13 protein-coding genes are annotated in these 12,609 nt (G+C 64.0%); 11 read left to right on the top strand and 2 right to left on the bottom strand.

Features of this window, described 5'->3' with window-relative positions; genetic code table 11:
* Nucleotides 1-33: 33 nt before the first annotated feature.
* Nucleotides 34-771, bottom strand: coding sequence for a glutamine ABC transporter substrate-binding protein GlnH (glnH, locus tag HOP58_RS12850; protein ID WP_010628104.1), 738 nt, complete (start codon nt 769-771; stop codon nt 34-36).
* A gap of 289 nt (nt 772-1,060) precedes the next feature.
* Here glnH and HOP58_RS12845 point away from each other — a divergent pair, with 289 nt between their 5' ends.
* The 9 genes from HOP58_RS12845 to HOP58_RS12805 all read left to right on the top strand — a co-directional run bounded on the left by HOP58_RS12845 (nt 1,061) and on the right by HOP58_RS12805 (nt 9,305).
* A complete protein-coding gene (locus HOP58_RS12845) occupies nt 1,061-1,711 on the top strand; it encodes a LysM peptidoglycan-binding domain-containing protein (protein WP_010628105.1) in 651 nt (216 codons plus the stop codon).
* A gap of 94 nt (nt 1,712-1,805) precedes the next feature.
* A complete protein-coding gene (locus HOP58_RS12840) occupies nt 1,806-2,159 on the top strand; it encodes a hypothetical protein (RefSeq protein WP_010628106.1) in 354 nt (117 codons plus the stop codon).
* Between the two features lie 54 nt (nt 2,160-2,213).
* Nucleotides 2,214-3,320 (top strand): acyltransferase family protein, encoded by a 1,107-nt coding sequence (locus tag HOP58_RS12835; protein ID WP_234260501.1) that lies wholly within the window; start codon nt 2,214-2,216, stop codon nt 3,318-3,320.
* Nucleotides 3,321-3,357: 37 nt separating this feature from the next.
* Complete coding sequence (locus tag HOP58_RS12830; RefSeq protein WP_234260500.1) at nt 3,358-4,446, top strand: serine hydrolase; 1,089 nt, start codon at nt 3,358-3,360, stop codon at nt 4,444-4,446.
* A 201-nt stretch (nt 4,447-4,647) separates the two neighbouring features.
* On the top strand, nt 4,648-5,718 hold the full coding sequence (locus HOP58_RS12825; protein WP_234260499.1) for a TRAP transporter substrate-binding protein: 1,071 nt from the start codon (nt 4,648-4,650) through the stop codon (nt 5,716-5,718).
* Between the two features lie 63 nt (nt 5,719-5,781).
* Nucleotides 5,782-6,372, top strand: a complete 591-nt coding sequence (locus HOP58_RS12820; RefSeq protein ID WP_010628111.1) for a TRAP transporter small permease — start codon at nt 5,782-5,784, stop codon at nt 6,370-6,372.
* Nucleotides 6,373-6,375: 3 nt separating this feature from the next.
* Nucleotides 6,376-7,659, top strand: coding sequence for a TRAP transporter large permease (locus HOP58_RS12815; RefSeq protein WP_234255447.1), 1,284 nt, complete (start codon nt 6,376-6,378; stop codon nt 7,657-7,659).
* A 15-nt stretch (nt 7,660-7,674) separates the two neighbouring features.
* Nucleotides 7,675-8,193, top strand: a complete 519-nt coding sequence (locus HOP58_RS12810) for a gluconokinase (RefSeq protein WP_026038087.1) — start codon at nt 7,675-7,677, stop codon at nt 8,191-8,193.
* A 116-nt stretch (nt 8,194-8,309) separates the two neighbouring features.
* On the top strand, nt 8,310-9,305 hold the full coding sequence (locus HOP58_RS12805; RefSeq protein WP_234260544.1) for a substrate-binding domain-containing protein: 996 nt from the start codon (nt 8,310-8,312) through the stop codon (nt 9,303-9,305).
* 10 nt (nt 9,306-9,315) lie between these two features.
* Here HOP58_RS12805 and HOP58_RS12800 read toward each other — a convergent pair whose 3' ends face one another.
* Nucleotides 9,316-9,717, bottom strand: coding sequence for a RidA family protein (locus HOP58_RS12800; RefSeq protein ID WP_234260498.1), 402 nt, complete (start codon nt 9,715-9,717; stop codon nt 9,316-9,318).
* 151 nt (nt 9,718-9,868) lie between these two features.
* Between HOP58_RS12800 and HOP58_RS12795 the strand changes: the two genes are divergently transcribed.
* Nucleotides 9,869-11,287 (top strand): bifunctional enoyl-CoA hydratase/phosphate acetyltransferase, encoded by a 1,419-nt coding sequence (locus HOP58_RS12795; protein ID WP_234260497.1) that lies wholly within the window; start codon nt 9,869-9,871, stop codon nt 11,285-11,287.
* The gene (locus HOP58_RS12790) at nt 11,284-12,504 is read left to right on the top strand and encodes an acetate/propionate family kinase (RefSeq protein ID WP_234260496.1); all 1,221 of its coding nucleotides are present in this window, start codon (nt 11,284-11,286) and stop codon (nt 12,502-12,504) included. Before HOP58_RS12795 ends, HOP58_RS12790 begins: the two co-directional genes overlap by 4 nt.
* The last annotated feature ends 105 nt before the right edge of the window (nt 12,505-12,609 follow it).

Here is a 12,609-nt window from a genome sequence, read left to right as displayed (position 1 = left end):
ATTCGTCAGGGATGAGGGGTGCAGATACTCGACTCATTGGTTGGGGCGGGTGCCGAACCAGGTCTCGTAGATATCGTCGTAACGACCGTCCTCACGCATGGTGGCCAGAGTGGCATTCACGTCTTCCACCAAAGGGCTGCCTTTGGGGAAGCCGATGCCGTATTCATGGGCCATCATCTGCTCCCCGACGGCTTTCACCTGACCGTCTCCTGCAGTGGCGATGTAGTAAAGCACGTTGGGCGTGTCGTGCATGGCGGCATCGACGCGACCGGTGCGTAGCTCCAGATAGGCGTTGTCGATATTGGGCAGCAGCCTAAGTTCTGTCTCGGTGAAGTGTTCCTGGGCGTAATCGGCTGCCGAGGTACCCATGCGCAGCGCCAGAGTACGGCCGGCCAGATCGTCGGTATTCTCGATGTCGCTGTCCACGGGGACCATCAGGGTGAAGCCGCTATCGTAGTAGCCATCCGAAAAGTCGATCACCTCCTGACGGTCCGGGCGGATGGTGATGCCGGCCAGCGCCACGTCGACCTGATTGGTCTGAAGCGCTGGGATGATGCCGGAAAAGTCCATCGGCCTTAGCTCATACTCCCAGCCGTTTTCCTCGGCGATGGCCCTCCACATGTCAATGTCGAATCCGACGTATTCGCCGTCTTTCATGAACTCGAAGGGAACGAAGGCGGTATCGGTAGCTACGATCAGCTTGTCGGCAAAGGCAGTAGGGGCAAGGGCAAGGCTGACCCCCATGGCGGCATACAGAATCTGCGTTTTCATCATGCTTCCTCGTTGGCATTGTTGTTGAGCATTGTTGCGCTGCTTGTGGAACAAGGTTCGAGCAGAAGCAGTGCATGCGAACCTTGTCTGCAAATATATTTGTACATAAAAAATGAAAGCGCAAGAAATTTGCATATTGCGTTGCGTTGATTAGCAAGCGGGCATGAATGGCCCACTCTGGCCATACTGTTCATGTGGGCGGGCTTGCGAGCTTGCCGGGCTCCTCTTGAGTGCCGATGGTTGACGATGACGTCGGTCGAAATCACAAGAACAGCAGAGAGGTTGCGTCATGAAAGAAGCGAAAGAGACACGCGGGGAGGGCTCCCGGCATTGGCCGTTCGCCGGGCTGTTGCTGGTGGCCTTGCTGGTGCTGACGCTCGGCCAGACCGTTCACGCGCAGCAGGATGAAGCGGCGGAAACCGACGCGGAAGAGCAGGTCGAGGAGGCTGCCGATGAGGCAATCGCCGACGAAGCCGCGGATGACACTGCCGGGCAGGATGCTGCTGCGCTGGCCGAACAGCTGGAAGCGCACGAGCGCCAGCTGCGTGCGGCGCAGCGGGAAATTGCCGCGCTACGCGCACGCCTGCCGGCGGAAGAGGGCGGTGAGATAGACCTCGACGGCGCCTTGCGCTCGGCCAGCGTGACCATGGGTGCGATTCGTTCGACTCGTGCTGAACTGATGCGAGCCGGGGGGCGCGATGAAGCCCTGCTGGAGAGCATCGACGAGCTGGTCGAGGAGCTCGAGCGGGATCAGCGGCTGGTGGCTCGTGCGCTGGATGCCAACCTGTACCAGGTGCGCCGTGGCGATACCCTGGCCAGCATCGCCGGGCGCTTCTACGGCAGCTCCCAGCGTTGGCAGGAGCTGCATGAGGCCAACCGGCACGTGCTCGAGAATCCCGATCTCGTGTGGCCGGGGCTGACGCTCGTCATTCCGCGCTGATGGCTGCCGCCGCCGGCCTCCGGGCTGGCGGCGGAGCGGTATGTAGCGGACTTATTTGTGCAGTACTTCTTTGAAGGAGCGAAGGATCAAGGACATGAAAGCGAGATGGCAGCGTCAGGGAATCGTCGCAGGCTTGATGCTGGCAGGCCTTACGGCCTGCTCGGGTCCGTCGGACGAACTGCGCGAGGTCACCCTGCCGGTGCTGGTCGACCAGGCCGAACAGCTCGATGGTGCCAGGGTGCGCACCCAGGGCGTGGTGCGGCACTTCGAGGATCCGCTGCATTACTGGATCGAGGACGAAGACCTGAACCGGGTCGAAATATTTCCACACGAGGATATCGCGCCTCACCTGGGGGAAACGGTGCGCGTCGTCGGTAGTTTCGAGTACTCTGCCACGGAAGGGCGTCGTTTGACGCTGGAGAGCGTCGAGCCAGTCGCAGGTCAGTAGGCCATGGCGGGTGGGGCGGTGGCATCAGGGAAGCACATCATTTAGGGAATCGCCATGATCAGGCTCAACCAGCCACCGCAGCTGCCGGCCTTGTCCTCCCGGGTGGATGCCATCGACCTCGCCCGCGGCATTGCCATCGCCCTGATGATTCTCAGCCACGCGGTGAGTGGCCTGCTCGGCATTCGCCAGGTGCCCGACTGGGGCATGGTGCCGATCCACCTCATCACCAAATTCTCTTCCTCGCTGTTCATCATGGTGTTCGGCATCGCTCTGGCGGTGGCTTTCCTGCCCAAGACGGGAGCGGCCGACTGGCCGCAGCGCAGGCTCAAGCTGATGCTGCGTGGGCTGGAAGTGCTGTTCTGGTACAAGGCGCTGACCATCGTCGAGATGCTGCCGATGTTCACCACCCAGGACATCGTCGATGCGCTGCTCTATCAGCGCTTCGCCATCTGGGTGGAAATCCTCGGCTTCTATGCGCTGGCGCTGCTGTGGATTCCCTGGGCCCTGCCGCTGTGGTGTCGCATGCCGCTGTGGTCGCGCTTGTTGGCGCCGGTTGTGGTCGGCGTGCTGTCGGTGATGCTCGAACGTCACTTCCACTTCTGGGACAGCGTGATTCTCAAGGCGCTGCTGGTGGAGGACGCCGACCACTACACCTGGGGGCAGCTGGCACGGCTGCCGCTGGTCATGCTGGGCCTGCTGATCGGCGAGGCCATTCTGCGCTGCTACGGCGAGCCCTCGACCAGACGGCGCTTGGTCGCCGCTCTGGCAGGTGTGGGAGCGGTGTTCCTGCTGGGGTTCGTGGTGCTCTCTCTGCCCGAACTCGACGCAGCGCTGCTGGCGGTGGCCTGGAACGCCGGCAAGCACCCCCCGGAGGTGCCCTTCATGCTGTTCAGCGTCGGCGGGGCATTGATCATTCTGGCGCTGTGCTTGCTGGGTGGCCGGTCGGCGGCTCGGTGGCTCAAGCCGCTCACCGTGATCGGCACGGACGCTCTGCGGGCGTTCATCTTCCACATCGTGGCGATTTTCCTGGTGCTGCGCTTGCTGTTCGACGCCTGGCAGGTCTACAGCTATCCGCAGGTATTGGGTATCGGCCTGACGCTGATTCTCCTCGCGGCAGGCTGGATCGCCTTCATGCGCTGGTTCAGGCAGCACAGTCGATGAGGGTGGTGGAACAAGGACGATGGAAGAAGGACGATAGATGAAGGGCAGGTGGGTCACGCAAGTACTGTTGCTGCTGGTCATGGTGCTACCTTCGATGGCCATGGCGCAGCCGAGCTGGGCGGAGCAGGTCGACGCCCGTTTGGAGCCGGTCTGGGCGGAGCGCCTGGAAGCCAGGCTGGCGCTGCTCGAGGCCGGTTACGCCGGCGAGATCGGCGTGCATGTCCGCGAGCTCGGCAGCGGCGCGCGACTGGGCTGGCGCGACGATGAATACTGGTACCTGGCCTCGCTGGTCAAGCTGCCGGTGGCAATCGAGCTGATGGCGCGGGTAGAGACCGGTGAAATGTCGCTTCAGGATCGCCTGACGCTACAGCGCAGCGACTACGTCGACGGTGCCGGCTCCACCAACTGGGCATCGCCTGGCAGCGCCTTGCCGCTGCGGCAACTGCTAGAGTCGATGATGATCGTCAGCGACAACACCGCCAGCGACATGCTGATTCGCCACCTGGGCCTGGAGAGCGTCAATTATCGTGCCCGGCACCTGACGCCGGGCGGTGGGCTGGGGCCGATTACCACGCTGGTCGACGTGCGGCGCCATGCCTATGCCAACCTGCACCCCAGCGCCTTCACCCTCGGCGGCATGGATTTCATCGAACTGCGCAAGCGGCAAAGCGATTCCACCCGACTTGCATGGCTGCGTCAGCGCCTCGGCCTGACGCCGCAGCAGCTGCAGGTTCCGAGCATCGATCAGGCCTTCCAGCTCTACTACGCCACCGACCTCAACGCCGGGCGGCTGGATGCCTTCGCCGACCTTCTCGAGGAACTCGCCGAAGACCGCGCCCTGGGCACGCAAGCCACCGCCGAGCTGCTGGCGATTATGGCGCGCACCACCAGCGGGGAATGGCGGCTCAAGGCCGGCCTGGGGCGCGACATTCGTCTGGCCCACAAGACCGGCACCCAGCACCGCCGCGTTTGCGATGCCGGCATCGCCACTCAAGGCTATGGCGACGATGCCCGCCGCGTGGTGATCGTTGCCTGCGTACGGGGTGAGCTGGATCTGGCTCGCAATGAGCAGATCCTCGCGGCGGTGGGGCGGGCCATTCGCGAGACGGGTGCGTTTGAACCTTGAACCGTCTGCGACCAAAGTCTATTTCATGCCGACCTGTTCGTGATTGACACCTCTCCCGTGCCTGGCTAGCCTTTCCTACATCGAATGTTACCGGTAACAATGGCTGCATTTAACAAGAGCCACATTCGACGCTCGAGGCCACACGCCATCGGGGAGATGCCAAGACGTGCCATACACAACGACAATCGACTGGAGTCCGCCATGACCATTTTCTGGCGCAATACCCTCACGCTAGCCGGTGCGGCTACGCTCTCGCTGGGCATTGCTTACGCACAAACCCCTGACCTCTCCGATCCGCCCGCTATCGAGGGTGAAGCGGTGGGCGATCACGGCAGCCACACGCTGCGCATGGGGCTCGGCCTGTCCGATACCTCGCCGCAGTACCTCTCAAGCCGCTATTTTGCCGATATCCTCGAACAGCGCACCGAAGGCCGCATTACCGTCAACATCTTCCCCAACAGCCAGTTGGGCGACGACGTGCAGATGATGGAAATGCTGCAGACCGGCTCGCTGGACATGAGCTATCCCTCTTCGTCTCCGGCCACGACGTACGTTCAGGAACTGGCCGTCTTCGACCTGCCGTTCCTGCTGCCGAGCCGTGAAGCGGCCATCGCCGTAATGCAGAGCGATACCGCCCAGCGCATGCTCGATGCCTTCGACGGTACCGGCATCAAGGCGTTGACCTTCTCCGAGAACGGCTACCGTCAGCTCACCAACAGCGCGCGTGCGGTGGAGTCGCCGGAGGATGTGGCAGGGCTCGACGTGCGCGGTCTCAGCGTCCGCACCATGGAGAACCCGGTGCATCTGTCGATCTGGGAAACCCTGGGCGCCAACCCCACGCCGATGGCCTTCGGTGAGCTGTTCTCCGCCATGGAGCAGGGCGTCGTCGATGGCCAGGAGAACCCCTGGAGCACCATCCTGACCTCCAACTTCTACGAGGTGCAGGACTACGGTTCCGAGACCCGTCACGTCTATACGCCCTTCATCATGATGATGTCCCAGCGCACCTGGGATCGTCTGGCGCCGGAGTATCAGGAGCTGGTGCAGGAAGCGGCGCGTCTTTCGGCCGAGTACGAGATTCAGCTGTCGACCGAGTACGACGACTGGGCACGTGACCAGCTCGAGGAGCGCGGCATGCAGATCACGCGGCTCGATGACGACCAGGTCGCCGCCTTCCAGGAAGCCGTGCAGCCGGTCTACGACCGTTGGGCACCGCGTATCGGTGAGGACCTGATCGCCGAAATCCAGTCCATCGTCGACGCAACCCAGTAATTCACCCATCCGTCTGAATTTGCAGGGCAGGGGGCTTCCCCCTGCTCCTGTACGGAGCGCCGCATGACTTCGCCCAATCCCCTGCCCGACGAGGCGAGTGCCTACTTGGCAGACCCTCGGCGCGAGCCGCTCGAACTCGATATCGAAGGTGGCCGTGGTCCGGCTCCGTTTCGCTGGCTCACCCGCCTAATGGAGCACCTTATTGCCACGATTCTGGTGGCGCTGATCGTCTCGGTGTCGGCCAACGTCATCGGGCGCTCGCTGCTCAATCGCTCGCTGCCCTGGGCCGATGAGCTGGCCCGCATGCTGTTCATCTGGCTGATCTTCATCGGCGCGGCGGCGGCGTTCGCCCGCTACGAACATATTGCCGTCGATTTTCTCGTCCGCCGGCTGCAACCGCGGGCTGCTTACGCGCTCTATCTGCTGCAGCACCTGATCATCGCCACATTGATGAGCATCATGGTGTGGGGCGGTTATCTGGTGATGTCCCGCTCCACCGGGCGCACCGCCATCCTCGGCGTTCCATGGAACCTGATCAACGTCTCGCTGGTGCTCTGTTCGCTGTTCATCGTCGCCGTTGCGCTGTGGCGCGCGTGGCAGTGCCTGCGCTTGATTCGCGACCCGAATCTCGACCAACCTCAGGCGGGAGACTGAACCATGCTGTGGATTTTTCTGGGCATCCTGTTCGCCTCCATCGCCATGGGGCTGCCGATTGCCTTCGGCCTCGGCGTGGCCGCCGTGGTCCTGGCCATACTCTCCGATATTCCGCTGTCGATCCTGATCGAGCAATCGATCCGCGGGGTCAACAATTTCCCGCTGCTGGCCATTCCTTTCTTCATTCTGGTGGGTGAGGTGATGAGCCATGGCGGTATCGCCCGTCGCCTGATGGAGCTGGCAGGTGCGCTGGTAGGCTTCGTGCGCGGTGGCCTGGGCCAGGTCGCCATCACCGGGTCGATGTTCTTCGGTGGCATCAGCGGCTCGGCCGTGGCCGACACCGCCGCCACCGGCTCGATGATGATTCCGTCGATGAAACAGCAGGGCTATTCCGCGCCCCATGCCACGGCGATCAATACCGTCTCCTCGGTGATCGGCATCATCATCCCGCCGTCGATTCCGCTGATTCTGTTCGGCATCGTCACCGAGACCTCGATCAGCCGGCTCTTCATTGCCGGGATCGTGCCGGGCTTGATGATCGGCTTCGCGCTGATGGTGACCACCTTCATCATGGCCAGCATCGAGCATGCCGGGCAGACCCGCCGCTTCGAGCTGGGCCGTCTGTGGCGTGCGTTCAAGGCAGCCTGGCTGGCGCTGGTACTGCCGGTGATCGTGATCGGCGGCATCATCGGCGGCGTCTTCACCGCTACTGAAGCGGCGGTGGTGGCACTGCTCTATTCGCTATTCATCTCACTGGTGTTCTATCGCGAGTTCCACCCCCGCGAGCTGTGGGGCATGTTGATCCGCACCGCGCGGCTGACCGGTATGGTATTGCTGCTGCTTGCCTTCGCCACCGTCATCGCCTGGTTCCTGACCATCAACATGGTGCCGCAGACCCTGGTGCGCCAAGTGCAGGCGATCACCGAAGAGCCGTTCCTGCTGCTGCTGATTGTGGCGGCCCTGCTGCTGCTGGTGGGCTTCGTCATGGACCTGACCCCGGCCATGGTGATCATGGCGCCGATGCTCACGCCCATCGTCACCTCGGTGGGGGTCGACCCGGTCTACTTCGGCGTGTTGATGGCCTTCATCCTCGGCATCGGTCTGTTGACCCCACCGGTGGGTACCTGCCTCTACGTGGGTTGCGGCGTCGGCCGTGTCAGCATGGAGCAACTGGTGCAAGCCATGTTGCCCTACTACGCGGCGTTGCTGGTGGTGCTGGTGGTGCTGATCGCCTTCCCCGGCATCGTGACCTGGCTGCCCGATCTGGCTGCCGTGCGCGGCAACTGAGCACAGGGAGATCTCGTGAAGGATGCTACGTACCGCATCGTGGTGATGGGGGTGTCGGGGTCGGGCAAGTCGTGCGTTGGCGCGCTGCTTGCCCGCCGTCTCGGCGTCGCCTTCATCGACGGCGACGACTACCACTCGCCGACCAGCGTCGCCAAGATGGCGAGCGGCATTCCGCTCGACGACGAGGATCGCCGCGAATGGCTCGAGACTTTGGCGCAATTGATCGACGATCATCGCCGCCGCGATGAGACCCTGGTGCTGGCCTGCTCGGCGCTCAAGGAGCGCTATCGTGAGCTGCTGCGGCAAGGCGACCCGGAGCTCGTGTTCCTGTTCCTCCAAGGTGAGCGCGCCCAGCTGCGCGAGCGCCTGGCGAGCAGAGAAGAGCACTTCTTTCGTGGCGATGCGATGCTCGACAGCCAGCTGCGCGATCTCGAGGCGCCCGCTGTGCACGAGGCCGTGACCTGCGGCATTGCCGATGCGCCGGAGGTCATCGTCGACACCTTTCTCGAGGCCTTGCCACACTGCCGAGGCTGACGGCCCGGAGCGGTTGGGCTGGGCAGCGTGGCCTGAGGAACTCCGGTATCATGCGTTGCTTTGCCGATATCGGGCAACGGGATGCCGGCAGGCCCAACTACCGTCAGCGGGGAATCGTGAAAAAGAAGCGACCGACACTTCAGGACATCGCCGACCGGGTCGGGGCGACCAAGATGACGGTCAGTCGTTGTCTGCGCGATCCGGCGACGGTCTCCGAGGGCCTGCGTGAGCGCATCTTCAGCGTGGCGGAGCAGGTCGGCTACATCCCCAATCGGGCGCCCGACCTGCTTTCGCGTGCCACCAGCCACTCCATCGGCCTGCTGGTGCCGTCGCTCTCCAACCAGGTATTTGCCGACGTGCTGGTGGGTATCGAGGAGGTGACCGAGCCGCTGGGCTACCACCTGATGCTGGCGCACTACGGTTACAGCCCGGAGCTGGAAGAGCGCAGCCTGGCATCGCTACTCTCCTACAACGTCGACGGGCTGATCCTCTCCGATAGCCACCACACCGCGCGCACCTGCCGCATGCTGGAAACCGCGGGCATTCCCACGGTCGAGATCATGGACTCGCTGAGCAAGCCGCTGCATCAGGCGGTGGGCTACGACAACGTACGTGCTGCCTACGACATGATCAGCGAGATGATTCGCCAAGGTCGTCGGCGCATCGTCTATCTCGCCGTGCGCCTCGACCAGCGTACGCGCCAGCGGGAAGAGGGGTATCGACGGGCCATGGCAGAGCACAGGCTCGAACCGCTCACGTTGCATCGCAGCCAGCGCTCCTCCTACAGCGTGGGGGCGGCGCTGCTCAACGAGATTCTCGTCGAGCACCCGGAAACCGACGGTATCTTCTGCACCAACGACGACGTCGCGGTCGGCGCCTACTTCGAATGCCTGCGACAGGGCGTGGCGGTACCACAGCGCATGGCCATCGCCGGTTTCCACGGCCACGACGTGGGCCAGGTGATGTCGCCGCGGCTGGCCAGCGTGATCACGCCGCGGCGGGACATCGGCAGGCGAGCCGCCACCGAGCTGATGGCCAGAATCCAGGGCAAGGCGCTGGAGGAGGCCGTGATCGATCTGGGGTATCGGATCGAGCCGGGCATGACGCTGTAGCCCCGCTTCCTCAGGCTGTGTCGTTTTGCTCGGGTTGGCGCGCCATCAGCGTGATCTCGACGTTGGAGCCGCCGCTCAGGCGTGGCGATTCGGTGCAGGTGCGGGCGGGGTAGCGCTTGTTCTCGAAGAATTCGGCGTAGGCGGCGTCCATGGTGTGGATGGTATCCAGGTTGGTCAGGTGAACGTCTACCCGTACCACGTCGGCCATCGAGGCGCCGGCATATTCCAGCATGCGTGAGAGGCGGCGCATCACCCAGCGGGTCTCCTCGGCGATATCACCCAACACGGCTTCGCCGCCCTGGATGTCGGTCACCGTCAGGCCGGAAAGGAAGATGTAGTGGCCGTCCAGCACGATATGGTTGCCGGGAAAGATCGGAATGGCGAGCGTCGGGTCGTTGCGGAAACGGTGCATGGCGCTGCCCCTGGCTGCGATGGCGTTCCCTCATTGTGGTTGCATCTGTCAGAGGTGCAAGGCGCTTGCCTTCGCTGAATGCCTGGCCGATGCTATCGACTGAAGTATGCTGCGACGCAGTATTTTCCTTCATTCGATCAGGGCGACGCGCATGGACGGTCAGGAACCACAGGCAGGCAACGGCTACATCGAGAACCGGACCTTCGACGAGATCAAGGTAGGCGATACGGCTGCACTGGAGAAACGCCTGACGCTGGACGACATCAAGCTCTTTGCGATCATGTCCGGCGACATCAACCCGGCCCACCTGGACGATGATTTCGCCAAGAGTACCCGCTTTCAGGAAGTCATCGCTCATGGCATGTGGGGCGGGGCGCTGATCTCCACCGTGCTCGGCACCGAACTGCCTGGGCCCGGTACTCTTTACCTGGGCCAGACCCTGCGCTTTCGCAAGCCGGTGAGGCTCGGCGACGTGCTGCGAGTGAGCGTGCGCGCCCAGGCCAAGGACGAAGCGCAAAAGCGCATCACCTTCGACTGTCTGTGCACCAACCAGAACGGTGAAACCGTGATCGAAGGACAGGCGGAGGTGCAGGCGCCGACAGAAAAGATACGCCGGCCGCGCACCGTGCTGCCGCGGGTACGGCTGGCCGAGCGGGCGCACCTGCACGAGATGCTCAGTGCCGCCGAGCATCCCGCGCCAGTGAGCATGGCCGTGGTGCATCCGGTGGATGAGGTCTCGATCATGGGCGCCTACGAATCGGCACGCCAGGGGCTCATTCGCCCGGTGCTGGTGGGGCCCAAGGCCAAAGTGCATGCCGCCGCCGAGGCTGCCGGTGTCGATATCGCCGAGTTCGAACTGGTCGACGTGCCCCATAGCCATGCCGCCGCGGCCGAGGCAGTGGCCATGACTCGGGCGGGCCGGGTGGAGGCGCTGATGAAAGGGGCGCTGCACACCGACGAGCTGTTGCACGAAGTGGTCAAGCGCGACACCGGCCTGCGCACCGAGCGCTGCCTGAGCCACGTGATGGCCTTCGACGTGCCGACCTACCCGCGCCCGCTGTTCATCACCGATGCGGCGATCAACATCTATCCGACCCTGGCGCACAAGAAGGACATCGTGCAGAACGCCATCGATCTGGCACATGCGGTCGGGCTCACTTCGCCCAGAGTGGCGATTTTGTCGGCGGTGGAGACGGTCAACCCAAAAATTGCCTCGACCGTGGAAGCCGCGGCCCTGTGCAAGATGGCGGAGCGTGGGCAGATCCGCGGCGGGGTGCTCGACGGTCCGCTGGCCTTCGACAACGCGGTTTCCGAGGCGGCCGCGGCGGCCAAGGGGATCGACTCGCCGGTGGCGGGGCGCGCCGACATCCTGGTGGCACCCGATCTCGAATCGGCCAACATGCTGATGAAGCAGCTCACCTACCTGGCCGACGCCACCGGCGCCGGGCTGGTAGTCGGCGCGCGGGTACCGATCGTGCTCACCAGCCGCGCCGATGACGCCATCACGCGCATGGCCTCCTGTGCCCTGGCGCTGCTGGTTTCCGAGCAGCAGAAGAGGGCGCGGGCATGAGCGGCGAGATCCTGGCCGTGAACAGCGGCTCCTCGAGCCTCAAGTTTGCCCTGTTCGATGCCGCCAGCACTGCCAGCCCCATGGCCATGCAAGTGCGCTACCGAGGCCAGTTCTCGGGCCTCGGCAGTCGGGCTCGGGCTGAGCTGCAGGCTGGGTTCGGTACCGAGCTGAATGAAGAGCAAGACGCCGCGCTTTACGACGTACCGGCAGCGCTGGACCACGCAGGGGCGTTGGAACGCCTGCTGCAATGGGTCGAGGACAACCCGGCATTGGGCGACATTCGCGCCGTGGGCCACCGCATCGTGCATGGCGGCGCCCGCTACCGCGAACCGCTGCGCCTGGATGCCGAATCCTTTGCCGCTCTGGAGGCGCTGAACGAGCTGGCGCCACTGCATCAGCCGCATGGCCTGGCGCCGGTTCGCGCGTTGATCGGCCTGCGTCCGGGGTTGCCCCAGTACGCCTGCTTCGACACCGCCTTTCATGCCACTCAGCCGGCAGTGGCGCAGACCTTTCCGCTGCCGCGTCGTTTTCGCGAGCAGGGCGTGATCCGCTACGGCTTTCATGGGCTCTCCTTCGACTACGTCAGTCGTGCACTGAGCGCTGAGCGCCAGCATGGTCAGGCGCTACCGGGCGGGCGCGTGGTCATTGCCCACTTGGGTAACGGGGCCAGTCTGTGTGCGCTGCGCGACGGCAAGAGCGTGGCCGCCACCACCGGGTTCACCGCTGTGGAAGGGCTGATGATGGGCACCCGCAGCGGCAGCCTCGACCCTGGCCTGGTGCTGCATCTGATTCTGCATGAGGGCATGAGCGCCGAGGCCGTGCAGCGGCTGCTCTACAAGGAGTCGGGTTTGCTTGGGGTGTCCGGTATCAGCGGCGACATGCGTGAACTGCTGGCCAGCGAGGCGCCCGAAGCCGCTGAGGCCATTGCGTTGTTTGTCTATCGCATCGTGCGTGAGATCGGCAGCCTGGCGGCGGCCCTGGGTGGGCTCGATCACCTCGTCTTCACCGCCGGCATCGGCGAGCGGGCCGCTCCGATCCGCGCCGCCGTGGCGCAGGGCTGCGAATGGCTCGGTGCGCGCCTCGACGACGCGGCCAATGCAGCGAATGCCCTCGATATCGCCGGGCCGGACAGCCGGCTCGGGCTGTGGGTCATACCCACCGACGAAGAGCGCATGATCGCCTGGTACACCGCCACCGAGCTGGCGCGACGGACCTGATCCGCACTATCGACCGCACCTCTATATATCGCTTCATCGCCTTCTCAGTCAGGGGGCCGGCTTTCAAGCCGGCCTTGACGTCGCCTGCATACGTTCTATTCTGAA

Source organism: Halomonas sp. MCCC 1A11062, from assembly GCF_021404355.1.
Classification (GTDB): Bacteria; Pseudomonadota; Gammaproteobacteria; order Pseudomonadales; family Halomonadaceae; genus Halomonas; species Halomonas aerodenitrificans.
Note: the sequence above shows the minus strand (reverse complement) of the source record. Positions and strands in the feature narration are given on the sequence as shown.

Excerpts from the sequence above, each read along its gene's own strand:
- glnH (WP_010628104.1), bottom strand. The coding sequence starts at position 771 with ATGAAAACGCAGATTCTGTATGCCGCCATGGGGGTCAGCCTTGCCCTT.
- HOP58_RS12845 (WP_010628105.1), top strand. The coding sequence starts at position 1,061 with ATGAAAGAAGCGAAAGAGACACGCGGGGAGGGCTCCCGGCATTGGCCG.
- HOP58_RS12840 (WP_010628106.1), top strand. The coding sequence starts at position 1,806 with ATGAAAGCGAGATGGCAGCGTCAGGGAATCGTCGCAGGCTTGATGCTG.
- HOP58_RS12835 (WP_234260501.1), top strand. The coding sequence starts at position 2,214 with ATGATCAGGCTCAACCAGCCACCGCAGCTGCCGGCCTTGTCCTCCCGG.
- HOP58_RS12830 (WP_234260500.1), top strand. The coding sequence starts at position 3,358 with ATGAAGGGCAGGTGGGTCACGCAAGTACTGTTGCTGCTGGTCATGGTG.
- HOP58_RS12825 (WP_234260499.1), top strand. The coding sequence starts at position 4,648 with ATGACCATTTTCTGGCGCAATACCCTCACGCTAGCCGGTGCGGCTACG.
- HOP58_RS12820 (WP_010628111.1), top strand. The coding sequence starts at position 5,782 with ATGACTTCGCCCAATCCCCTGCCCGACGAGGCGAGTGCCTACTTGGCA.
- HOP58_RS12815 (WP_234255447.1), top strand. The coding sequence starts at position 6,376 with ATGCTGTGGATTTTTCTGGGCATCCTGTTCGCCTCCATCGCCATGGGG.
- HOP58_RS12800 (WP_234260498.1), bottom strand. The coding sequence starts at position 9,717 with ATGCACCGTTTCCGCAACGACCCGACGCTCGCCATTCCGATCTTTCCC.
- HOP58_RS12795 (WP_234260497.1), top strand. The coding sequence starts at position 9,869 with ATGGACGGTCAGGAACCACAGGCAGGCAACGGCTACATCGAGAACCGG.
- HOP58_RS12790 (WP_234260496.1), top strand. The coding sequence starts at position 11,284 with ATGAGCGGCGAGATCCTGGCCGTGAACAGCGGCTCCTCGAGCCTCAAG.